Raw genomic sequence first — 21,851 nt, forward strand, 5'->3', positions numbered from 1 at the left:
TCGTGTTCCTACTGCAGTACGAAATTAGTGAAAAGCAACTGTTCGATCACCACTTTACCAAGCTCTTTCTGCGCCACTTCCTGGACGCTGGCCGTGGCTTTCTGGCGCAGCATTTCCTGGCCGACAGGCGTCGCCAGTGTGGCGAAATCCTGACCGGAGAACAGCATGACCAGGTTATTGCGGATCACCGGCATATGGACTTTGAGCGCATCCAGATCGGCTTGATTGCGGCCCTGCAGGGTGATGCTCACCTGCATGTAGCGCTGGCGGCCGTTCACGTTGTAGTTGGCCACGAAGGCCGGTGCCATGGGCTCGAAGATCGCCGGCTGCTTGCCGACCACAGCGGTTTCATCCGCAGCGGCAGGCTTGCTCTGGGCGCTGTGCATGAAGTACCAGGTCGCCCCCACGGACAAGCCGATCGCCAGCAGCATGGCCACGACGATCACAATGATCAGCTTTATTTTGCCTTTGGTTGCGGGGTCTTTCACTGGTGCTGCGTCGCTCTTAGCCATGCCAATAATCCGTCACTATTCGGGTTTTCACAGTCGCACGGCAAGGCAAGAGCAAGTGTTATGCCAGAAGTGTCGGGGGCGAGTTGAGGCAGGGGATCAGCAGCCACCACAAAACAAACGTGGGAGCGAGCCTGCTCGCGATGAGGCAGTAACATTCAACATCTCCGTTGATTGTTCCACCGCTATCGCGAGCAGGCTCGCTCCCACACAGAGGGTATTGCGTTTGATCAGGCGTAGTAGTCGACGGCGCTGGAGCCAATCACGCTGGTGGTGTTCGCGGCTACTTCAGCGACAGTCGCAGGGAGTTCTTCATCGACAGAGTCGAGGCGACCGCCACTGGCGTTGCTACGCCCCCCCTGCCCCTGTTGAGCCTGTTCCTGACCCTGCCAGCCACGAGACTGATCGGAAACGTTCACGTCGACCTGGCCCATGCCCTGCTGCGCGAACATGTCACGCAGGCGATGCATTTGCCCGTCGAGCGCTTCGCGAACGCTTGGATGGGCGCTCATAAAGGTCACCTGTGTCTGCTGATCCGGGACCATGTTCACCCGAATATCGAGGCGTCCCAGCTCGGCCGGTTGCAACTGAATGTCGGCCGCTTTGAGGTTGGCGCTGGACAGGTACATGACCCGGTTGACCACCTCTTCAGTCCAACCGCTCTGATGCATGGCGATCGGCTGGTTCACCGGCAATGCATTGGCAGTCTTCGGCGTTGCGGCCTGGGTCAGTGCCGCCAGACGGTTGGCGAAATCATCGACACGAGTGTCACTGCTGGCGGACTTGAGGTCCTTGAGGCCGTCATCGATCAGACCACTGAAGGCCTTCTCGCCGCCCTGGCTGGTGCTGTCCTGATCGGCCTGCACATCGAGCATGCTCGCCATGCCCGCGGCAAAGTTTTGCGCCGAGGTCGGTTCGCCGTCAGTCTGAGCCTGGGCCGAGGACGCTTTTGGTTGGGCTTGGCTAGAAGCGGAAACATGACCACCTTGCTCCATGGCCAGACGCACCGCTGGCAGCGCATCGAGTGGATCGGCTTCAGGATCGAAATCGCTGTCGACGGTGGCGGTGCCGGCTTGTGCGGGTGCGGCAACGATGGCAGCGGCAACCGGTGCTTCAACCTGCGGCGCAACGCTCGTCACAACCGGCGCAGGTGCTTGCGCTACCGGCACGGCCACCAACGGTTGAACGGCCTGCATCAAGGCAGGATCGAGGGCCGGATCAAGGCTCGGCTCCACCGGTGGAGCATCGGCTACCGGCGTATCGGTCGTCTCCGGCTTGTTATCGTTGGCCGTCGCGTCGTCTGTCGGCGCCGGTTTATCGGCGGGCAAGGAATTGCCGCTATCGGCAACCGCAGGTTCCGGGGCGGCAGCGTTATCGCTGCTGACGTCCGGTTTGCCGGTGCCTTGCGGCGCATTATCACTCTCCGGCTTGGCCGATTTATCAGTGACCACAACAGGCTTGTTCTGGGCTTGATTGGCGTAGACCTCAGCGAAGCTGGACGCCTTGTCCCCGGGCTCAGCCGTCAGCGCCGGCGTATTGGCGGATGCGGCTTGAGTCTTGGCCGTAGCGGCGGCCTGAAGAAAAATACTGGGGGTAACGGGCATAAAACGGTCTCCGCTGCACTGGGATCGTAGGTACAGTTGAGCAAGTTGATTGCAAGGGTCGAGCCAGCTTTGCTCGCTGGCCGCTAAAAACGCTGAACGGCTGCCCTACTCAGCAAGGGAACGCTGACGTTCCGCTTCGTAGAGTGGCCGGACAATGGCGAATTCACCGTCAATTTCTCCGACCAGCGCCTCAATGCCTTCGAGACTTTTCTGCTTGGCTCGCTGCTCCAGCTCATGGCACAGCTCTGCCAGCCGGGTGGCGCCCATATTGCTGCTGCTGCCTTTGAAGCTGTGCGCAGTGGCACCTAACTGATCGGCATCGTCAGCTTTTCGCAACAGGCTCAAGCGCTCTTCGGAATCGGCGAGAAAGGTATCAAGCAATTCTGGATACCCGTCTTCCATTACTTCCTGCAACGCGCTCAGCACATCGCGGTCCAGATGTGTGTCAGCCACTTGTTCGCTCCTTGATCAAGATTGCCTGGGATTAAGCCAGAGCCTCCCAGAAGAACTCCACGTGAGCACTGCGACCATTATCGGTCCAGCGAGCATGATGGCTCAACTGGCGGATCAAACTGACGCCACGCCCCGACAGGCGGACATCATCGACGGGACGCTCCATCACCCGCGCCACATCGAAGCCCTTGCCACTGTCTTCGACCCGGACCATCAGGCAACCGCCCGCGCCTTTTGGCGCCACCTGCAAATGCACCCGCACATAACCGTCCCGCAATTCGTCCAGGCGTGCATTGCGCTGCTGATAATAACGCGCAAAACCCGAAGCATCGCGTTTCAGACTCGAATCCAGGCCTAGCACGCCATGCTCCAGGGCATTGGAATAAAGCTCTGCCAGTACACTGTAGAGTGCGCCACTCTGAGTCCGCAGGCCATGCACCTCAAGCAGCAATTGCAACAAGTACGGCAGCGGATTGAAGCGTTTGAGCGTGGCGGCGCGGAACTCGAAACTCACCGACCAGTCCAGCGGGCTGGATTGGCCGCTGTCGGAGTACACCGGCGCAGGCGGACTCAGTTGCGCAGCCTCCAGCAGACTGACCTCGACCATGCTCACGTCATCGCGGGCCTCGCCGCGAAAGTCCCGCAGGGCCTGTTCGATCTCTTCGAACAGCGCATCAGGCTGACGATTGGCTGCAAACACCTGCTCCAATCGCTCTACGCCAAACAATTGTTCATTGGCATCGCAGGTATCGATCACCCCGTCGGACAACAGAAAGACCCGATCCCCGACGGCCATCGGGAACACCTCGGTGCGGTCATCGAAGGTTTGCGGGCTCAGCACGCCCAGCGGCAAATGCCGCGCCGTCAGAGCGATGCGTTCACCGCTGGCGGTGCTGTGCAAGTAACCGTCCGGCATCCCGCCGTTCCAGACCTCCACCGATCCTCGCTGAAAGCTCAGACACAACAGGGTCGCACAGCAGAACATGTCCACCGGCAGAATACGTTTGAGTTTGGCGTTCATCTCGCGCAGGGTTTCGGACAGGCCGTAACCCTTGGACGTCATGCCGTAGAAGACTTCGGCCAGGGGCATGGCACCCACAGCGGCCGGCAAACCATGACCGGTGAAATCGCCGAGTAACACATGCATGTCGCCGGCCGGGGTGAACGCGGCCAGCAACAGATCGCCGTTGAACAGCGCATAGGGCGATTGCAGGTAACGGATGTTCGGTGCATTCAGGCAACCGGAGTGGGCGACCTTGTCGAACACGGCTTTGGCCACCCGTTGTTCGTTGAGCAGGTAATCGTGGTGCCTGGCGATCAGGTCGCGTTGCTCCAGCACCGTGGCTTGCAAACGTCGCAAGCGGTCCATCGCCTTGACCTTGGCGGCGAGGATCACCTGGTTGTATGGCTTTGCCAGAAAATCGTCGCCCCCGGCCTCCAGACAACGGGCCAGGGCTTCACTTTCGGTCAGCGATGTCAAAAAGATGATCGGCACCAACGTTTCGCCGGCCAGCGCCTTGATCTGCTGCGCAGCCTCGAAACCGTCCATCACCGGCATCATGGCGTCCATCAGCACCAGGTGCGGTCGTTGCGAGCGGAACACTTCGACCGCCTCGGCGCCGTTGGCGGCCGTCAGCACTTCATGGCCCTGGCGCCGGACGATAGTCGACAGCAGCAAGCGATCTGCCGCGCTGTCTTCAGCGATCAGTATCGTCAGCGGTTCGAGCTGCTGCATGATCAACTGATGTCGAACAACTTGTCGAAGTTGGAAATGGCGAGGATTTTCTTCACATCGGAGCTGCTGTTGACGACGCGAATATCGGAATTGTCGCCACCGGCGTGATCACGCAGCAAGAGCAGCATACCCAGCGCAGAGCTATCGAGATAAGTGGCTTTCTTCAAGTCCACCACAATGGACTCGGGCTTACTGTTGAGTCGCTCATAGGACTCGCGAAATTCCTGATGCCGACCGAAATCGAATCGTCCCTCGATCGAAATCGTCAGCTTTTTCCCATCCTGAGATACTTCTGTAACGACTGACATTTCACGGCTTCCTTGTCATTGGCGAACGTACGTGTACAAGGTTTAGCACTTGATAGGGGCTGGAGCAAGGTCAAAAGATCGCAGCCTTCGGCAGCTCCTACATTGACCGAATGCAAACCCGATTCTGTCGGAGCTGCCGAAGGCTGCGATCTTTTAAAACCGGCACTCAATACGGATCGTGACGCGGCAGCCGCTGGGACAGTTCATCCAGCAACTTCTGCTCGCGCTTGTCTTCCAGTTGCCGCGCTTCATCCATGTAGCGCTGAACCAGTTTGCGCAAGCCTTCGACCCGGGCAAACGCCTGCTGCCAGGCTTCCCGGGACTTGTTCAGATTGTTTTGGTGCCAGTTCAGGCTCTGGCGCTGCTGATCGATGGCCGTGCCCAGTTGCGCGAGAAAGCCCTGATAACCTAGCAACCATTGGCCCGACACGCCGCTGCTGCCGCGCACGATCCATTGCTCCTGGTATTCCAGACGGAAGTTTTCCAGGTCAGCAAGTTTGCTTTCCGCCAGACGGACCTGGCCCTGGAAGTGCCCCAGGCGCATGACCGCGGTTTTTTCGGCCTTTTCGGCCATTTCCACCACGGGTGCAAGGCGTGCTGCGCGGCTCGGGGCCATGATCGATTAACCGCCCGGCGCTGGGGCGAAGATCGAGGCGAGATGGTTTTCGCTGGCGCCCATGCCGATGTTGTCGTTCAAGCCCTGGCGCAGGTACATGGTCATGGCCGGTTGCAGATTGATCGCGACGTCAGTTTCCCGGTCACCGCCGGGCACATAGGCGCCGACGCTGATCAGGTCGCGACTCTGCTGATAGCGCGACCAGTATTGCTTGAACATCTGCGCGTGGTTCAGGTGCTTGATGCCGACCACCGACGGCATGACCCGACTGATGGACGCTTCGATATCGATGGCCGGGTAATGCCCTTCCTCGGCCAGACGCCGGGACAGCACGATATGCCCGTCGAGCACGCCTCGCGCCGCGTCGGCGATCGGGTCTTGCTGATCGTCGCCTTCGGACAATACGGTATAAAACGCAGTGATCGAACCGCCACCCTTTTCGGCGTTACCGGCCCGTTCCACCAGTTTCGGCAGCTTGGCGAACACCGACGGCGGATAGCCCTTGGTCGCTGGCGGCTCGCCGATAGCCAGGGCGATTTCCCGCTGGGCCTGGGCGAAACGGGTCAGGGAATCCATGAGCAACAGGACGTTCTTGCCCTTGTCGCGAAAATACTCGGCGATTCGCGTGCAGTACATGGCCGCGCGCAGACGCATCAGTGGCGCATCGTCCGCTGGCGACGCCACCACCACCGAACGCTTGAGCCCTTCTTCACCGAGGATGTGCTCGATGAATTCTTTAACTTCTCGACCCCGCTCACCGATCAGCCCGACGACGATAATGTCGGCCTCGGTGAAGCGGGTCATCATGCCCAGCAGCACACTCTTGCCGACGCCGGTACCGGCGAACAGCCCGAGCCGCTGACCGCGACCAACCGTCAACAAACCGTTGATGCAGCGAATGCCCACGTCCAGCGGTTGGCTGATCGGGTCACGCTTGAGTGGGTTGATGGTCGGGCCGTCCATCGGCACCCAATCTTCAGCCTTCATCCCGCCCTTGCCGTCCAGCGCGCGACCGGCGCCATCGAGCACCCGCCCGAGCATGCTCATGCCCATCGGCAGACGACCGGTATCGGCCAAGGGAACCACTCGGGCACCGGGGGCGATGCCGGCGACGCTGCCGACCGGCATCAGAAAAACTTTGCTGCCAGAGAAGCCCATGACCTCGGCTTCGACCTGCACCGGGTGATAGCTGTCGTCATTGATGACCATGCAGCGACTGCCCATGGCGGCGCGCAAGCCTTCGGCTTCAAGGGTCAGGCCGACCATGCGCAGCAGGCGACCTTCGAGGATTGGCGCGCCGGCAAGCGCAGTGGCCTCGGCGTAGCTACCGAGGCGCTTGGCGAAGCTGGTGCGATCAAGGCGCATCGGGGTCGTCCAGTTCCGGCTCGACCGGGGCAACCGCAGGCTTTTCGTCGTTCGGCAGCTCCAGGCTCAGGTCCGGCGCGGCCGGGTGCAGCGCCTGATCGTGCAATTGATCGAGCAGCTTGGCCATGACTTGGGTAACACGGGTTTCGATGGTGGCGTCGATGCGGCTGTGCTCCGTTTCGACCCGGCAACCGCCCGGCAACAAGGACTCGTCCTCGACGATGCGCCAGGTTTCTTCATGGCGCTCGCGCAGGGCTTTGACCTGTTCGAAATCTTGCGGGTTGATGTACAGCCGCACGTTGCCCACGCCCAGCGGCAAGAGCTTGAGCGCTTCGCGCATGACGTGTTCGATCTGCGTCGAGTCGATGGCGAGTTCGCGCTGAATCACTTGCTTGGTGATGTGTTGCACAAGGTCGACCAGCGACTTTTCGATCTGGGTGTCCTGCTCGGCAATGGGCTCGAACAGGTTGGCCATCAGCTGTTCCAGACCAGCGATCTTGGCCGTCAGGGCCACTTCAGCTTCCTGACGGACCTTGAGCGTGGTGCTGTGAAAACCTTCTTTCTCGCCAACAGCGAAGCCTTCGTTGTAGGCCTCCTGACGAATGCTTTCGAGCTCTTCGAGGGTCAGTGGCTGGACTTCTTCCAGCGGCACTTCTTCCATTTCCGGCGGTTCGGGCTCCGGCTCCGGCTCGGGTTCCGGCACAAACGGGTCGAAGCTGGGCAGCGACCAGATGTCGAAACCACTGACATCCTTGGCCCGGATCAGGTCGGTGTTGGACTCATCATGTTTGGACGACATAGTGACCTTAGATCATCTCTTCGCCGCCCTTCCCGCCGAGAACGATTTCTCCGGCTTCGGCCATACGGCGGGCAATGGTGAGGATTTCTTTCTGCGCCGTTTCCACGTCGCTGACGCGCACCGGGCCTTTGGCCTCGAGGTCGTCGCGCAACAGTTCGGCCGCTCGTTTGGACATGTTCTTGAAGATCTTTTCCTTGACGCCTTCGTCCGAGCCTTTGAGAGCCAGCACCAGAACGTCCGAGGACACTTCGCGCAACAGCGCCTGAATGCCGCGGTCGTCGACATCGGACAGGTTGTTGAACACGAACATGAGGTCTTCGATCTGACCGGACAGGTCTTCGTCGACTTCGCGGATCGAATCCATCAGCTGACCTTCGATCGAGCTGTCGAGGAAGTTCATGATGTCGGCCGCACGCTTGATGCCACCCAAGGTGGTGCGCGAGGCATTCGAGTTGCCGGAGAACTGCTTCTCGAGAATCTGGTTGAGTTCTTTCAGGGCCGCTGGCTGCACGGTGTTCAGCGAAGACACACGCAGGATGATGTCCAACCGGACCTTGTGGTCGAAGTTGCCCAGTACTTCACCGGCCTGATCCGGGTCGAGGTACGCCACCACGATTGCCTGGATCTGCGGGTGCTCGTAACGGATCACGTCGGCGACGGCGCGCGGCTCCATCCACTTCAGGCTGTCGAGGCCACTGGTGTTGCCGCCCAGCAGGATCCGGTCGATCAGGCCGTTGGCCTTGTCTTCGCCCAGGGCCTGGGTAAGCATTTTGCGCACGTAGTCATCGGAACCGACGCCCAGGCTGGTCTGGTCGCCGACGATGTCGACGAACTCGCTCATGACCTGTTCGACCTGCTCGCGGTGCACGTTACCCATCTGGGCCATGGCCACACCCACACGCTGGACCTCTTTGGGCCCCATGTGGCGCAGCACTTGCGCGGCGTCGGTAGAACCCAGGGACAGCAGCAGAATCGCGGCTTTGTCGACCTTGGTCAGTTTGGCGGCAACGGCTCGGTTATCACTCATCTGCGTTAATCCACTCTTTCACGACCTGGGCCACGCGACCCGGATCTTCTGCCACCAGACTCTTGATTGCGTTCAACTGTGCGTCATAGCCTTCGCTCGGGCTCGGCAGCAGGATACTGGTCGGGCCACCCAGGCTGACGCGGTCGTTGGCCAGTTCGCCGTCCAGGCCGCCCATGCCACCGAGTTCGACATCGCTGCCCAGGCCAGCGAGTTGCTTGTCTTTGCCGCCACCGGTGATGTTGTTGAGCACCGGACGCAGCACGCCGAACACCAGCACCAGGATGAACAACACACCCAGCACTTGCTTGACGATGTCCCAGAACCACGGTTGGGAGTAGAACGGAATATCGGCGATCACTTCACCGCGCTCGGCGGAGAACGGCATGTTGATCACACTGACGCTGTCGCCACGGCTGGCGTCGAAACCGACCGCGTCCTGTACCAGACGGGTGAAGCGCGCCAATTCATCGGCGCTCCACGGTGCACGGGTGGTTTCGCCGTTGGCCGCGTTGACCTTGACCTGATCATCCACCACCACCGACACCGACAGGCGATTCAAACGACCCTGCTGTTGTTTGGTGTGGCTGATGGAACGGTCGAGCTCGAAGTTCTTGGTGGATTGTTGACGCTTGTCTGCCGGGTACGGCGCCAGCATCGGCTGGCCGGTGGCCGGGTCCATGATTTGCTGACCATTGGCATCGAGCAATGGCTGGCCTGGCTGCACCATGCCGGCCGACGCGGTGGTGCCACCGGTGGTTTGCGGCGCCGAGGCTGGCGATGGCGGCTGGTTGCTCAGGGCGCCCGGCACACCTTGCGGGCCATTGCTGGCGGTGCGCTGTTCGTTGACCGACTGCTCGCTGCGCAATGCCGGCTGGTCCGGGTTGAACTGCTCGGAAGTCGACTCGACGGCGCTGAAATCCACATCGGCCGAAACTTCGGCTTTATAGCGATCGTTGCCCAGCACCGGTTGCAGGATATTGTGCACACGCTGAGTCAGCATGCTTTCCATGCGACGGCTGTAATCGAATTGCTTGCCGGCCATGGTCAGTTCGGAATTTTCCGCCTGATCCGACAGCAGGTTGCCCTTCTGGTCGACCACGGTGATCTGCGACTTGCTAAGTTCGGGAACGCTGGTCGCCACCAGATTGATGATAGCGAGGACCTGGCCTGGCTCCAGCGAGCGGCCGGAATAGAGTTCAACCAGAACCGAAGCGCTTGGCTTGCGCTCGTCACGCACGAACACCGAGCTTTTCGGAATCGCCAGATGCACGCGGGCACCCTTGACGTTGTTCAGGCTGGAAATGGTCCGGGCCAGTTCGCCTTCGAGGCCGCGACGATAACGGGTCGCTTCCATGAACTGACTGGTACCCAGCCCCTGCTCCTTGTCGAGGATCTCGAAACCGATGTTGCCGTCGCTGGGAGTGACACCAGCGCCCGCGAGCTTGAGCCGCGCACGAGACAGGTCATCGGCCTTGACTAGCAAGGCACCGGAGTTCGGTTCAACGGTATAGGGAATGTCGGCTGCGGCCAGGGTTTCCATGACCTGCTTGGCGTCCATACCGGCAAGGCTGCCGTACAGAGGCCGGTAGTCTGGCTGCTGGGACCACAACACCACGGCAAAACCAATCGCCACACTCGCAGCCAGGCCGACCAACAGGCCCACCTGACGCAACATGGTCATCTCGGAGAGGTTTTCCAGGAAGGACAACCCGAACAGCGGCGGTTTGCCGTCTATTGGAGTGGCCTTGGCCGGAACATTATCGGCGATTGCTTCTGCCATGACTCAATTCGTCCTTAAACCGGCATCTGCATGATGTCTTGGTATGCCTGAACCAGCTTGTTGCGCACTTGGGTCAACGCCTGAAAAGACACGCTGGCCTTCTGTGAGGAAATCATTACGTCCGTCAGATCGACACCGCTTTTACCGATCTCGAAGGCACTGGCCAACTGACTGGATGCCTGCTGGGTGTCGTTCACTTTATTGACGGCCTGACCGAGCATGTCGGAAAAGCTGCTGCCACCCAATTCAGGGACTGCGGCAGTCGATTTCGGCGCAGACATCGCATCCATTTGCATGGAGCGCATGTCCAGCATCAACCGATTGAATTCAATACCTTGGCTCATGGTCTCTCTCTTTGACGAAGCTACGTCTTTGGCTACCCGCAATTTTTTGACACTCACTCGGCGGGTAGTGAGGTGTTAGCAACAAGGGTGCCAGCTCGGTGGTCGCTCTAAACAAAAGCCTTCCGGGCTTTGCATTAGCCCGTAAATCAGCGCAAACCATTGCGGGAGCGAGCCTTTGTGGCGAGGGGGCTTGCCCCCGTTCGGCTGCGCAGCAGTCGCAAAATCTGAGCACACAGCAAAACCTGCACCCCTCAAAAAGAAGGACCGCTTCGCACTCCAACGGGGTGATGCGGCATTCCGACAAGCCCCCTCACCACAGGGCTCCCACATTTGGATCGGTGTTGCTTGTATCAACTTTCAGGTGGCGAACAAGTAGCCTTCCACGTCCATTCCGGCGTCGCGCATCTGCGCCAGCTTGTAGCGCAAGGTGCGCGGGCTGATGCCCAGTCGCTCGGCGGCTTCTTTGCGACGGCCGCGCTCAGAGCGCAAGGTGTCAATAATCATCTGGAATTCACGGCGCCGCAGGTCATCGCCGAGGGCGCCTGCCGATTCGGCTTCGACTTCTACCGCGCGCACGGGCGTCGGCGCCAATGCCGGCAACGGCGCGCACGCCACAGGCCCGGCCAGGCAGAAATCCTGCGGCTGGATCAAGCCGCCCTGCTGCAGAATCAAGGCGCGCTGGATCGCGTTATCCAGTTCACGCACGTTACCCGGCCACGGATAACCGATCAGGCACGCCTGCGCCTCGGGCGAGAGCTTCGCCGCGGCATGCTTCATTTTATTGACGTGCTTGGTCAGCAGTCGCTCGGCCAGCGGCAGGATGTCGGCGGTGCGCTCGCGCAGCGGACGCCAGGCCAGCGGGAACACTGACAGACGATAATAAAGGTCTTCACGAAAACGCCCCGCCGCCACTTCAGCGGCCAGGTCACGGTTGGTGGTGGCGACCACTCGGATGTCCAGCGTGATCGGCTTGCGTGCGCCGACTCGCTCGACTTCGCGCTCCTGCAATACCCGCAGTAATTTGGCTTGAAGGCCAAGGGGCATTTCGGAGATTTCATCGAGCAGGATCGTCCCGCCATCGGCCTGCTCGAACTTGCCGGCCTGCGCCGCGATGGCGCCGGTGAACGAACCCTTTTCGTGACCGAACAAGGTGGCTTCGAGCATGTTGTCCGGGATCGCTGCACAGTTGATCGCAATGAACGGCTGACTGGCGCGATGAGAGTGTTGATGGATGTAACGCGCCAGCACTTCCTTGCCGGTCCCGGACTCACCGGAGATCAACACCGTGGAATCACTGCGCGCCACCCGTGCAGCCAATTCCAGCAGTTGTGCACTGGCCGGTTCGAACGCCACAGGCCCCTCGCTCTCGGCCACACCGAGATTGCCCAGTGCGTGCCGCGCCACCAGATCGAGCAAGGCTTTGGGCTCGAACGGCTTGACCAGGTAATCGGCTGCACCCTGACGCATCGCGTCGACCGCTCGCTCGACCGCACCGTGAGCGGTCATCAGCAGCACCGGCAACTGGGGCTGACGAGCCCGCAGCAATCCCAGCAGCTGATGACCATCCATGCCCGGCATGTTGACGTCACTGAGCACCAGGTTAAACGCCTCGGTACCGACCGCGGCCAGCGCCTCTTCCGCCGAACCGACCGCCGTGTAATCGTGCCCGGCAAGCAGCAGCGTATCGGTCAACGCCTCCCGTAGCGCGCGGTCATCCTCGACCAGTAAAACCTTGATGGCCATGTCCTTCACTTCGCTCCCTGAGCGCCGGGTTGCTCACCCGAAAAAAGCGGCAAGATCACCTGCGCGCAAGTGCCGCGACCCGGCCGCGAACGCAACTGCAATTCTCCCTGATGGGCACGGGCCACCGCCTTGACCACGGTCAGGCCCAGGCCGGTGCCGGTAGTTTTGGTGGTAAAAAACGGCTCACCCAAACGCGCCAGCACTTTCGTGGCGATGCCACTGCCGCTGTCGCTGACGCACAAGCGCAGGTTGTTGTCGCGGGTATACAGGTGAACCTTCAAACGGACATCGCCGGCACTTGCCTGAATGGCGTTCTCGATCAGATTGAGGATCGCCCCGACGAGGGTGTCGCGATTGCACAGCAACTCACCGGCATGACTGTCGCACTGCCAGCGAATCGGCAGGTCCTGAACGTGGGTCAGCGCTGCCGCTTGCAGCGACTGCATCAGCATCTTGGGGGTGACGCGGTCAGTCAGCGGCAGCTCGCCACGAGCGAACACCAGCATGTCGCGAACCTGGTGTTCCAGCTCATGCAAACGCTCTTTCAGGCGACCGGCAAAACGTTGCTGGGTCTCGACCGGCAACTCCTGCTCAGTCAAATGACTGGCATAGAGCAACGCAGCGGACAAAGGCGTGCGAATCTGATGAGCCAACGATGCGACCATGCGACCGAGAGACGACAGGCGCTCATGACGAGCCAGTTGATCTTGCAGATGACGGGTTTCAGTCAGGTCGTTGAGCAGCACCAACTGACCGGGCTCGGCATCCAGCGAGCGCGTGGCGATCGACAGACGCCGACCGTCCTTGAGAGAGATTTCGTGACCGTCATCCTCGCGCGGCGCAAAGCATCGAGCAATCACATGACGCCACAACTCGCCTTCAAGAGGCAGACCGAGCAGTTCACTCGCGGCGGGATTAGCTTCGCGCACGATGCCTTGGGCGTCGATGACGATGACGCCGCCGGGCAACAGATCAAGGAGGTTTTGCAGACGGTTGGCCAGGCGCTCTTTTTCCGCCAGCTCCTGCATGCGCTGAGCACTGACCACCGCCAGCTCGCCCTTGAGCTCGGTGACCCGGGCTTCGAGCATGCTGTAGGAATCGGTCAATTGGCTCGACATCTGGCTGAACAGCGCAAACGCCTGCTCAAGGCCAAGCCGGCTTGCCTGCTCTACGGACGACGGTTGCCCCGAAGCATCTGGGACAGGAGACATCTGGGCGGCTGGGGGCATCGTGCTCTCTCGCGTGGTTGACCGTCAGTTAAACGGAACGTTGCGAGGGATGTAGCAATACCCGTGCCTAAAAAAAACTGCTTATAAATGAAGGAGTTGAAAAACAGGCGTCAATCATCCGCCTGTTCATCTCCGTCACGACGGCTCATGCCGTACTTGCGCATCTTCTCCACCAGCGTGGTACGACGAATCCGCAGCCGTTCTGCCGCCCGTGCCACGATGCCATTGGCATCATCCAGCGCCTGCTGAATCAGCCCTTGTTCCAGACCGCCGAGGTAGTCTTTCAGGTCCAGGCCTTCCGGCGGTAGCAGGGCATTGGCGGTGAAGTCCGGGGTATGACCGTTGATGGCCACCCGCTCTTCAAGATCGCTGCGCAGGCTGTCGACCAGTTGCTCGTCTTCGTCATCGACGTAGCGGAATTTCTTCGGCAACTCGACCACGCCGATCACCCCGTACGGATGCATGATCGCCATACGCTCCACCAGGTTGGCGAGCTCGCGAACGTTGCCCGGCCAGCCGTGACGGCACAGCGACATGATCGCCGCCGAGTTGAAACGGATCGAACCGCGCTTCTCGTGCTCCATGCGCGAGATCAACTCGTTCATCAGCAGCGGGATGTCTTCGACGCGTTCGCGCAATGGCGCCATCTCGATCGGGAACACGTTCAAGCGATAGTAGAGGTCTTCGCGGAAGGTGCCGATCTCGATCATGCTTTCGAGATTCTTGTGGGTCGCCGCAATGATCCGCACATCGACGCTTTGGGTCTTGTTGCTACCCACGCGCTCAAAGGTGCGTTCCTGCAAGACACGCAGCAGCTTGACCTGCATCGGCAGCGGCATGTCGCCGATTTCGTCGAGGAACAAGGTACCGCCGTTGGCCAGTTCGAAACGCCCGGCGCGACTGGTGATCGCTCCGGTGAAGGCGCCCTTCTCATGGCCGAACAATTCGCTTTCCAGCAACTCGGCCGGGATCGCCCCGCAGTTGACCGGAACGAACGGCGCGTCACGACGCTTGGAGTGGTAGTGCAAATTGCGCGCGACCACTTCCTTGCCGGTCCCGGACTCGCCGAGGATCAGCACGCTGGCGTCGGTGTCGGCGACTTGCTGCATCATCTGACGGACGTGCTGAATCGCCCGACTGGTGCCGACGAGGCTGCGGAAAAGATTGGGCTCACGGTGACGACCGCGCTCACGGGCCTGGTCATACATCTCGCGATAGACCTGGGCACGGTGCAACGAATCGAGCAATTTGCTGTAGCTGGGCGGCATTTCGAGAGTCGAAAGCACTCGGCGACGCTGGTCTTCCGGCAAGTCAATGGAAGAATTATCACCCATTAACAAAACTGGAAGGAACTCATCCCAGGTTGAGAGTGTCTTTAACAGGCCCAAAAGTGCACCAGGAGCATTTACCGTCCCGATGAGGACACAGATTACTTCACGACTTGATGACAGAGAGCCGACCGCCTGCTGCCAGTCATGGCTGCCACAGGGTAAATTTTCTTCGCCGAGAAAATTTAAAATCACCGCCAAATCGCGGCGACGGACGCTATCGTCATCAATCAGCAGAATTTTGGTTTCACGCCACATGCAATAGCAACTTCCCTAGTCAACTCAATGCCCAAAATGAGGGGCAAGCTAGACGCTTGCAGACACGTTATGCCTGTAGACGCCTGAAATCTGGAACCAGCCACTAGTTAAGTCAAAAAACCGTGCACAGTCAAATTTATGGCGCACTATGTTTGGATTAACTGAGGGGGTTAACTAACCAAACAGATGGTAAACCTTTGCCGCGTTCTGTGCTTGGTGGATCTGCGACATCTCGTCGACTATCGCTTGCCTCTCCCCCGTCGCCGCCTCCAGAAGCTGCTTATACACTCTCAGCAACTCCTCAAGGTTATCGCGCAACGCGACTTCGTCCACCGAAGCTTCACTCAAGACGTCTTCCATGCAGGAACGGCAAGCCAGGTCCAATTCACCGATGGCTTCCCAGTTGCGCTCGGCCAATGCATCGACCAGAGCCTCACGGGTTTGTTCGATTCGCTGCAATACAAGACTCATGGTGATCTCCTTAAAACTGCGGACCCGGCGCGGCGATGGCATCCCAACCGTCTTTGACTGTTCTAAGCAAATCAGAGACTTCGTCGAGAATCGCTGGATCGGTCTTGATGTTGGCCTCGGCCAGACGCTTCATCATGTAGGTGTACAGGTTGTCCAGTTCACCGACGGTTTCGACAGCGTTCTCAAGGTCCAGACCTTCACGCAAACCACCAATAATGCCGATGGCCTTGCCGATCAGAACACCTTTGTTCGGAATGTCTTTGCGTTCCATTGCGCCTTTGGCCTGGGCGATACGATCCAGGCCACCTTCCATCAGCATCTGCACCAGACGATGCGGGGTGGCTTCGGAAGTTTGCGCCTGAGCGCCAATCTTCTGGTATTGGCGAAGGGCTAACATTGGATTCATGTTGTACCTCATCAAAATTCTGTGGTCCGTCTAACCAGTATATCGACGACGCGTCAAAAAACTTTAGATTCAAAAGCAAAAAGCCCGGAGCGCTTGAAAACGCTGCCGGGCTTTTGGCGGTACGAGTATTACGAGTTCTTTTGCTGCGCAGCCATGGCTTCAAACATCGAAGTGATGTTACTGGCCGTCGCTTTCAATTTGCCGACGAGGGTGTCCATGTCGTTGTACTTTTTGGTCAGTACAGCGGTCAGGGTCTCGACCCGACGATCCAGGGCTTCCTGATCGGCGGCCAGCCTGGTCTTGGTTACATTCAGGTTGGTGCTGCGAGTATCAAGAATACCGCCCGTATCGGTGTACGGCTTGATCACATTGTTCATGCGTTCGATCAGACCGTTGGTACCGGTAAACAGGGTCTGAACCTCGCCGCCGAGCTTCTTGTCATTCATCGCCGCGGTGAACTTGGTGGAGTCAAAGTTCAGTGCACCGGTTTTCTGATCAGTCGTGATCCCCAACTGCGAGAGCACGGTCAGCTTGTCGCCGGCACCGGTCTGGGACAATGGACCACGAATGGCAGCCAGAAGCGAACGTGGCAACGGATCACCGGTCAGCGCTGCAGCGACAGTCGGTTTGCCATCGTCGTCCAGGGACGGCTTGGTCAGGGAAGTCACAGCGTTTGCGACAGCATTGTAAGCGTCGACAAACTTCTGGATCGATGCTTTCAGACCATCGTTGTTGGACGCCACGGTGACGGTAGACGTGCCGGTGGTAACCAGCTTCAAGGTCAGCCCGGAGATCGTTTGGTCGAGGGTGTTTGACTTGCTGGTCATCGCCAGCCCATCGACTGTGAACTCGGCATCCTGGGCCAGGCCACCGATAGCACCTGAAGAGGTGGCGGTCGGCACGGCGGCCATCGGGGTCGACCCGTCGATTACCAGACCGGCAATACCACTGGCGGAGATGTCGGAACCGGCACCGGTGGTGGTGGAACCCAGCACCAGACGCGAACCGAAACTGTCGGTCACGATGTTGGCGCTCAGGCCACTGGCCTGGTACTGAGTGTTGATCGAGTCACGCACCGATTGCAACGTGGCGCCCGCACCTACAGTGACAGGGTAGCTGGTGCCGTTCTGGGTGATGGTCAGCGTGCCCGAAGGGATAGCACTGGTCGCACCGCCGGCAAACGCTTCAGAAGCCACTTTCGACGAGGTAGCCAGCTTGGTCACGTTGACGGAATAGGTGCCGGACACAGCCGTGTTGCTGGAGGTAGCCGTCAGCACTTTTACATCGGAGGAGGTAGAAGCAAAACCCGTGAACTGAGGGGTTGTCGTGCTGCCCAGGTCGGTGAGTGCTTTCTGGAACGTGGCCAACAGCGACTTCAAGGTACCGATCCCGGAAATACTCGCCGTGTTAGTGGTGGTTCCACGGTCGATCTGACCTTGTTTGGCCGCTTTGTCAGCGTTCACCAAGGCTTTGACGATAGCACCGGTATCAAGGCCGGAGCCTAAACCCGTGCCCGGTAGAATTGGACTTGCCATGTGAAACTCCCTTCAGTGTGTCGCCGGCCTTTTGACCACTACAACGCCCAAAAGAACATAGCAACAAAATTCGTGCCAGCTGTCAGGCTTTAGCGCTGAACAACAGGCTGCTTGCATCATTCAAACTATTGGCCAGCTTCAGGACTTCTTCGTTGGGGATCTGACGGATCACCTCACCGGATTCGCTGGCAATGACCTTGACGACCACTTTGCCCGAAGGCTCGTCGATCGAGAATTCCAGATTACGCTTGACCGACTGAACGAACTTTTCAATTTCTTGAACGGCCATTTTCAGTTTGTCCTGCTCGGTCTGTTCGCTCTTACCTTCTTCCTTGACGGCAGCTACTGGAGCAACTACCGCTCGAGGCTTCTCCGCAGGCTTGTCGACAACAGTCGTCGCCTGCCTGGCCGCAGGATAAGACAAGTTCAGCTTGGCGCTCATATCCATGTCCATCACCTCTTGAAAAAGTAAAAAGCGAGAGAGCACGGCGTGCGCACTCCCCCGCTAGAACTCACCCAGCTATTACTGAAGCAGTTTCAGTACAGCGGATGGCAGTTGGTTGGCCTGGGCCAGAATTGCGGTGGAAGCTTGTTGCAGAGTTTGTTGCTTGGTCAGCTGAGCAGTTTCAGCAGCGAAGTCGGTGTCTTGTACGCGACCACGAGCAGCTTCAGCGTTTTCGTTGATGTTCTGCAGGTTGGAGATGGTGCTGGTCAGACGGTTTTGTGCAGCACCCAGGTCAGCACGGGCGGTGTTGATGGTCTGCAGAGCGGCGTCGATACGGGTCAGGGCAGCGGAGAACGAAGCTTGAGCGGTCGCCGAGCTGTTACCAGTGATCTGGGTGGTAGCCGAGTCAACGGACAGGGTCGCTGCGCCGAAGCCGGAAGCCAGGGTCAGAGTGATCTGGTTAGCCGAACCGGTGTTGGAACCGACCTGGAAGGTCATGGTGCCAGCGGTGCCGTCCAGCAGATTCTTGCCGTTCAGGTTGGTGGAGTTGGCGATACGAGTAATCTCGTCCGACATTGCCGCGAATTCTTTGTTCAGAGCGACACGGTCTTGAGTACCGTTCGAGTCGTTTCGAGCTTGTACGGCCAGTTCACGCATACGCTGCAGAATGTTGGTCGTTTCCTGCATCGCGCCTTCAGCGGTCTGAGCGATCGAGATACCGTCGTTGGCGTTTTTGATCGCCATGGTCTGACCGCGGATTTGCGAGGTCATACGGGTAGTGATCTGCAGGCCGGCGGCGTCGTCTTTAGCGCTGTTGATTTTCAGGCCGGAAGACAGGCGAGTCATCGAAGTCGACAGTGCATCGGAAGAGCGGTTCAGGTTCTTCTGAACGCTCAACGACGTGACGTTGGTGTTTACTGTTAAAGCCATGACGAATTCCTCGTTGGTTGGGTACTGCGGCTTCCGGCCCTGGCAACCGCCGGGTATGGCCTAGAGAACCTTCGTAATAGTTATCGTCGGTAATGCAACTTGCTTTAGGGGATTTTCAAAAATATTTGCCATCACGTTGCCACCCCCCGTAAACAACGGCTTGCGACAGTCCAACAGCAAAAAAAATGACGTCAGAGAAGTGCCGGTGACAGGTTGGCGAGGACTCGCCCGCACCGGCAGAAGGGAAACTGCTTAAAGGGACAGGTTGTCGGTCAGCAGCTGGACCAGTTCATATTCCAGATAATCCGCCAGCGCGAGCCAGTTCTGCGCCTCCTGACACGCGAACATTTCGCCGAGCAGAAATGCCCATTGCTGTTGAGATTCCTGCGGCGTCGAATCCAGCCTCGGGTGTATCTCACCGATCAGCTCGATCATCGCCAGTCCGGCTTCTACATCCCGCCCCAGACGGAATAGTGCCGCGCATTGCTGCGCGTCGACGACGAAGGACTCAAACCCGCTCATGACGCAAACTCCGGATGAAAAACGGTGCCGGCAATCATCGCCCCTGCCCGACTGCTGTTATAGAAGCGCACCTGAGGATGGCCGGCGATATAACGCTCCAGCTCACACAGGTAGCTGCGGAAGTTGAGCTGGGTTTTGATCCGTTGGCCATGACCATCGAGCACCCAGTGTTTGGCTGCCCCCAGTTGCGGCCCCAGATCGCCATCGTTCCAGCCTGCGTGAGTCTTGTTGCTGGGGAAAGCAAAGTCGGCGCCGAACAGCGTGATCTGCGCCGCGCCCATTTTTACCGCCAGGTCCGCCGCCGGATGAATCACGCTGCCGCCGACATACAGCTCGCCCTTGGGTAATTGCGCACGCAACTGCTGGTAGATCGGGCTGGCGGAGTAACCAGCATATCGCGGCCCCTGCCAAGCTTCGAGTACCAGAGGATCGAGCATCGGCATGTACACCAGCGTGATGTCGGTCGTGTCTTCAGGCGGCAGGTGCCGGGCCGAGATCCGCTGGTCAATGCTGACCACCACGTCGGGGCGGATGCCGTGCGTGAGCAACGGGCGATAGGCCGTATCGACGCAGATGAACAACGGCCGCTCAGCTTGATTGCGAATCGCGCGCAAGGTGTCGAAATGCTGTTCCAGGCTTGGGCCGGTGGCGATGACAAACACCTCCTGACCGGGGCGGGAACCGAACAACTCGGCCACGTCATGATCGGACTGCACCAGAGAAAGACTGGCTTGCAAGCACTCGATAATCTCGGGCGACTGCGGGTCGAACTCGCGATTATTGAAGGTCAGGTGAGTTTCGCTGATCAAGCGATCGCGGATCTTCGCATTGAAGTCATCGGCCAGTACCAGCTCGGACGGCAACGCGAAGAACGGCAGCTGGATTTCCGCCAGATCGCCGGCATACAACAGCTCGACTCGCGGATCGCTGAGCCACTGCTGTTGATCGAGCAGTTGCAGCACCAGCGCAAACACCGCACCGTTGAGGATGTGTACGTATAAACGCTCAAGCCCGGCGCGCTGCAGTAGCTCTATCTGCAGATCGCCAAGCCCGGTGCCGTAAACATGCACCACTGGACTGTCGATGGGCAGGCTGTCGGCCTGAAGCCTGGCCTCGCGGGTGCGGTCGTGCCGACTGGTCAGCTGGATGCCGTTGATGCTCAACGTCGAGCCCAGGCCTTCGACCAGATCGGCCTGCAACAGACTCGCATCCTCAACCAGCAAGCGCGCAGACAGCAGCGGCCAGCGGCGCTGTATGACCTCGGCGTTGCGCTCAAGGAACTCGCTCATGGAGCCTCGCTTTCATTCGGGCAAAAAAATAGCGTTCAAGGTTACACCTTGAACGCTATTTTTTGCCTGGCTTTCTTTGACTAAAGAGCCGAGATTCAGGGGCGATAGATGATCGCCGAACCCCACGACAATCCAACACCGAAACCACTCAGCGCAACGCGCTTCCACTTCGAATCCAGCACGTGTTTTTCCAGCAGCAACGGAATGCTCGACGACACGGTATTACCGGTCTCGACCATGTCCTTGATGAACTTCTCAGGCTCGCCCTCGAAACGCCGCGCAACCGCATCGACAATCGCCGCACTGCCCTGGTGAATGCAGAATGCATCGATATCGTCAGCCGTCAGCCCCGAGTCAGCGAGCAACTCATGCAAATGCGCTGGCACTTTGAGCAGCGCGAAGTTGAAGACCTGACGGCCGTTCATGAAGAACACCCCGTCGGAAACCTTCAGGTGCGGTGCGCCGGAACCGTCGGTGCCGAACTTGGCCTTGCCCAACTGCCATGGCGCATCTTCGCCCATCCAGGTGGCAGTGGCGGCATCGCCGAAGAGCATGGTGGTGTTGCGGTCTTCCGGGTCGACGATCTTGGAATACGGGTCGGCGGTCACCAGCAGGCCATTCTTCAGGCCCGCGGCTTCCATGAAACCCTTGATGGCGTAGATGCCGTAGACGTAACCGGAGCAGCCCAGGGAAATATCGAACGCAGCCACGGTCGTCGGCAGGCCCAGTTTGTCCTGAACGATGGCGGCGGTGTGCGGCAGACCTTCTTCGTCACCATTCTGGGTAACGACGATCAACACGTCGATGGCTTCACGCTTCAACTCGGGATTGTTGGCGAACAGCGCGTTGACTGCTTCGACACACAGGTCCGAGGTTTCCTGACCGGCATCTTTGCGCGGCAGGAAGGCCGAACCGATCTTGCCCAGGATGAACTCTTCATCCTTTTCGAATTTTGCACCTTGTGCGTAATTGTCCACGCCGGCTACAGGAACGTAGCTCGCAATGCTCTTTATGCCAATCATTACGGCTTCCCAATAATAAACAGCCCAATACCACCGCTCGCAAGGAATCGAGGGGCGCCGACAAACAACAAATAACGTCGCCCTCAAGGGGGCGACAGCGGGAGGAATTAAAGGCCATCACTGGGCTAAAAAC

The 21,851-nt window shown here is 59.2% G+C and carries 22 protein-coding genes; all 22 read right to left on the reverse strand.

Annotated elements, in window-relative coordinates:
- Nucleotides 1-8 precede the first annotated feature (8 nt).
- Nucleotides 9-512 (reverse strand): flagellar basal body-associated protein FliL, encoded by a 504-nt coding sequence (gene fliL / locus KGB18_RS25170; RefSeq protein ID WP_123720699.1) that lies wholly within the window; start codon nt 510-512, stop codon nt 9-11.
- A 227-nt stretch (nt 513-739) separates the two neighbouring features.
- Entirely contained in the window at nt 740-2,113 is a 1,374-nt protein-coding gene (locus KGB18_RS25175; protein ID WP_223570681.1) for a flagellar hook-length control protein FliK, read from the reverse strand.
- Between the two features lie 105 nt (nt 2,114-2,218).
- Nucleotides 2,219-2,566 carry an Hpt domain-containing protein gene (locus KGB18_RS25180; protein WP_123720697.1) on the reverse strand — a complete coding sequence of 116 codons (348 nt, stop codon included), beginning with the start codon at nt 2,564-2,566 and terminating at the stop codon, nt 2,219-2,221.
- A 31-nt stretch (nt 2,567-2,597) separates the two neighbouring features.
- Nucleotides 2,598-4,301 carry a fused response regulator/phosphatase gene (locus KGB18_RS25185; protein WP_123720696.1) on the reverse strand — a complete coding sequence of 568 codons (1,704 nt, stop codon included), beginning with the start codon at nt 4,299-4,301 and terminating at the stop codon, nt 2,598-2,600.
- Nucleotides 4,302-4,303: 2 nt separating this feature from the next.
- Nucleotides 4,304-4,609: an STAS domain-containing protein gene (locus tag KGB18_RS25190; RefSeq protein WP_052966709.1), complete on the reverse strand. Its 306-nt coding sequence runs from the start codon at nt 4,607-4,609 to the stop codon at nt 4,304-4,306.
- 166 nt (nt 4,610-4,775) lie between these two features.
- Nucleotides 4,776-5,225: a flagellar export protein FliJ gene (gene fliJ, locus KGB18_RS25195; RefSeq protein ID WP_201059559.1), complete on the reverse strand. Its 450-nt coding sequence runs from the start codon at nt 5,223-5,225 to the stop codon at nt 4,776-4,778.
- 6 nt (nt 5,226-5,231) lie between these two features.
- Nucleotides 5,232-6,590: a flagellar protein export ATPase FliI gene (gene fliI / locus KGB18_RS25200; RefSeq protein WP_123720694.1), complete on the reverse strand. Its 1,359-nt coding sequence runs from the start codon at nt 6,588-6,590 to the stop codon at nt 5,232-5,234.
- Complete coding sequence (gene fliH, locus KGB18_RS25205; RefSeq protein ID WP_223570682.1) at nt 6,580-7,389, reverse strand: flagellar assembly protein FliH; 810 nt, start codon at nt 7,387-7,389, stop codon at nt 6,580-6,582. Before fliH ends, fliI begins: the two co-directional genes overlap by 11 nt.
- Nucleotides 7,390-7,396: 7 nt before the next feature.
- On the reverse strand, nt 7,397-8,416 hold the full coding sequence (fliG, locus tag KGB18_RS25210; protein ID WP_007894195.1) for a flagellar motor switch protein FliG: 1,020 nt from the start codon (nt 8,414-8,416) through the stop codon (nt 7,397-7,399).
- Nucleotides 8,409-10,196: a flagellar basal-body MS-ring/collar protein FliF gene (gene fliF, locus KGB18_RS25215; RefSeq protein ID WP_123720692.1), complete on the reverse strand. Its 1,788-nt coding sequence runs from the start codon at nt 10,194-10,196 to the stop codon at nt 8,409-8,411. The genes fliG and fliF overlap by 8 nt, the downstream gene beginning before the upstream one ends.
- Nucleotides 10,197-10,210: 14 nt before the next feature.
- Complete coding sequence (gene fliE / locus KGB18_RS25220) at nt 10,211-10,540, reverse strand: flagellar hook-basal body complex protein FliE (protein WP_010456962.1); 330 nt, start codon at nt 10,538-10,540, stop codon at nt 10,211-10,213.
- A 357-nt stretch (nt 10,541-10,897) separates the two neighbouring features.
- Nucleotides 10,898-12,283 (reverse strand): sigma-54-dependent transcriptional regulator, encoded by a 1,386-nt coding sequence (locus KGB18_RS25225; protein WP_123721236.1) that lies wholly within the window; start codon nt 12,281-12,283, stop codon nt 10,898-10,900.
- Nucleotides 12,284-12,288: 5 nt separating this feature from the next.
- On the reverse strand, nt 12,289-13,494 hold the full coding sequence (locus KGB18_RS25230; RefSeq protein WP_187326419.1) for a sensor histidine kinase: 1,206 nt from the start codon (nt 13,492-13,494) through the stop codon (nt 12,289-12,291).
- A gap of 128 nt (nt 13,495-13,622) precedes the next feature.
- Nucleotides 13,623-15,098 (reverse strand): sigma-54 dependent transcriptional regulator, encoded by a 1,476-nt coding sequence (locus KGB18_RS25235; protein ID WP_007894189.1) that lies wholly within the window; start codon nt 15,096-15,098, stop codon nt 13,623-13,625.
- Between the two features lie 174 nt (nt 15,099-15,272).
- Complete coding sequence (locus KGB18_RS25240) at nt 15,273-15,569, reverse strand: flagellar protein FliT (RefSeq protein WP_123720690.1); 297 nt, start codon at nt 15,567-15,569, stop codon at nt 15,273-15,275.
- A gap of 10 nt (nt 15,570-15,579) precedes the next feature.
- Nucleotides 15,580-15,975 carry a flagellar export chaperone FliS gene (gene fliS, locus KGB18_RS25245; RefSeq protein WP_007894187.1) on the reverse strand — a complete coding sequence of 132 codons (396 nt, stop codon included), beginning with the start codon at nt 15,973-15,975 and terminating at the stop codon, nt 15,580-15,582.
- 128 nt (nt 15,976-16,103) lie between these two features.
- Nucleotides 16,104-17,510, reverse strand: a complete 1,407-nt coding sequence (gene fliD, locus KGB18_RS25250; RefSeq protein ID WP_123720689.1) for a flagellar filament capping protein FliD — start codon at nt 17,508-17,510, stop codon at nt 16,104-16,106.
- 82 nt (nt 17,511-17,592) lie between these two features.
- Nucleotides 17,593-17,958 carry a flagellar protein FlaG gene (locus KGB18_RS25255; protein ID WP_123720688.1) on the reverse strand — a complete coding sequence of 122 codons (366 nt, stop codon included), beginning with the start codon at nt 17,956-17,958 and terminating at the stop codon, nt 17,593-17,595.
- Between the two features lie 75 nt (nt 17,959-18,033).
- Entirely contained in the window at nt 18,034-18,885 is an 852-nt protein-coding gene (locus KGB18_RS25260; protein ID WP_007894184.1) for a flagellin domain-containing protein, read from the reverse strand.
- A 252-nt stretch (nt 18,886-19,137) separates the two neighbouring features.
- A complete protein-coding gene (locus KGB18_RS25265; RefSeq protein ID WP_201059574.1) occupies nt 19,138-19,407 on the reverse strand; it encodes a hypothetical protein in 270 nt (89 codons plus the stop codon).
- Nucleotides 19,404-20,696 (reverse strand): motility associated factor glycosyltransferase family protein, encoded by a 1,293-nt coding sequence (locus tag KGB18_RS25270; protein WP_223570683.1) that lies wholly within the window; start codon nt 20,694-20,696, stop codon nt 19,404-19,406. The genes KGB18_RS25265 and KGB18_RS25270 overlap by 4 nt, the downstream gene beginning before the upstream one ends.
- Nucleotides 20,697-20,791: 95 nt before the next feature.
- Nucleotides 20,792-21,718, reverse strand: coding sequence for a ketoacyl-ACP synthase III (locus tag KGB18_RS25275; protein WP_007894181.1), 927 nt, complete (start codon nt 21,716-21,718; stop codon nt 20,792-20,794).
- Between the last annotated feature and the right edge of the window lie 133 nt (nt 21,719-21,851).

The sequence above is a fragment of the Pseudomonas sp. BF-R-26 genome (assembly GCF_019947395.1).
In the GTDB taxonomy this organism is placed as follows: Bacteria; Pseudomonadota; Gammaproteobacteria; order Pseudomonadales; family Pseudomonadaceae; genus Aquipseudomonas; species Aquipseudomonas farris.

What these genes read in the sequence shown, in the direction of transcription:
- fliL (WP_123720699.1), bottom strand. Translation starts at nt 512, where the DNA reads ATGGCTAAGAGCGACGCAGCACCAGTGAAAGACCCCGCAACCAAAGGC.
- KGB18_RS25175 (WP_223570681.1), bottom strand. Translation starts at nt 2,113, where the DNA reads ATGCCCGTTACCCCCAGTATTTTTCTTCAGGCCGCCGCTACGGCCAAG.
- KGB18_RS25185 (WP_123720696.1), bottom strand. Translation starts at nt 4,301, where the DNA reads ATGCAGCAGCTCGAACCGCTGACGATACTGATCGCTGAAGACAGCGCG.
- KGB18_RS25190 (WP_052966709.1), bottom strand. Translation starts at nt 4,609, where the DNA reads ATGTCAGTCGTTACAGAAGTATCTCAGGATGGGAAAAAGCTGACGATT.
- fliJ (WP_201059559.1), bottom strand. Translation starts at nt 5,225, where the DNA reads ATGGCCCCGAGCCGCGCAGCACGCCTTGCACCCGTGGTGGAAATGGCC.
- fliI (WP_123720694.1), bottom strand. Translation starts at nt 6,590, where the DNA reads ATGCGCCTTGATCGCACCAGCTTCGCCAAGCGCCTCGGTAGCTACGCC.
- fliH (WP_223570682.1), bottom strand. Translation starts at nt 7,389, where the DNA reads ATGTCGTCCAAACATGATGAGTCCAACACCGACCTGATCCGGGCCAAG.
- fliG (WP_007894195.1), bottom strand. Translation starts at nt 8,416, where the DNA reads ATGAGTGATAACCGAGCCGTTGCCGCCAAACTGACCAAGGTCGACAAA.
- fliF (WP_123720692.1), bottom strand. Translation starts at nt 10,196, where the DNA reads ATGGCAGAAGCAATCGCCGATAATGTTCCGGCCAAGGCCACTCCAATA.
- fliE (WP_010456962.1), bottom strand. Translation starts at nt 10,540, where the DNA reads ATGAGCCAAGGTATTGAATTCAATCGGTTGATGCTGGACATGCGCTCC.
- KGB18_RS25225 (WP_123721236.1), bottom strand. Translation starts at nt 12,283, where the DNA reads ATGGCCATCAAGGTTTTACTGGTCGAGGATGACCGCGCGCTACGGGAG.
- KGB18_RS25230 (WP_187326419.1), bottom strand. Translation starts at nt 13,494, where the DNA reads ATGTCTCCTGTCCCAGATGCTTCGGGGCAACCGTCGTCCGTAGAGCAG.
- KGB18_RS25235 (WP_007894189.1), bottom strand. Translation starts at nt 15,098, where the DNA reads ATGTGGCGTGAAACCAAAATTCTGCTGATTGATGACGATAGCGTCCGT.
- KGB18_RS25240 (WP_123720690.1), bottom strand. Translation starts at nt 15,569, where the DNA reads ATGAGTCTTGTATTGCAGCGAATCGAACAAACCCGTGAGGCTCTGGTC.
- fliS (WP_007894187.1), bottom strand. Translation starts at nt 15,975, where the DNA reads ATGAATCCAATGTTAGCCCTTCGCCAATACCAGAAGATTGGCGCTCAG.
- fliD (WP_123720689.1), bottom strand. Translation starts at nt 17,510, where the DNA reads ATGGCAAGTCCAATTCTACCGGGCACGGGTTTAGGCTCCGGCCTTGAT.
- KGB18_RS25255 (WP_123720688.1), bottom strand. Translation starts at nt 17,958, where the DNA reads ATGGATATGAGCGCCAAGCTGAACTTGTCTTATCCTGCGGCCAGGCAG.
- KGB18_RS25260 (WP_007894184.1), bottom strand. Translation starts at nt 18,885, where the DNA reads ATGGCTTTAACAGTAAACACCAACGTCACGTCGTTGAGCGTTCAGAAG.
- KGB18_RS25265 (WP_201059574.1), bottom strand. Translation starts at nt 19,407, where the DNA reads ATGAGCGGGTTTGAGTCCTTCGTCGTCGACGCGCAGCAATGCGCGGCA.
- KGB18_RS25270 (WP_223570683.1), bottom strand. Translation starts at nt 20,696, where the DNA reads ATGAGCGAGTTCCTTGAGCGCAACGCCGAGGTCATACAGCGCCGCTGG.
- KGB18_RS25275 (WP_007894181.1), bottom strand. Translation starts at nt 21,718, where the DNA reads ATGATTGGCATAAAGAGCATTGCGAGCTACGTTCCTGTAGCCGGCGTG.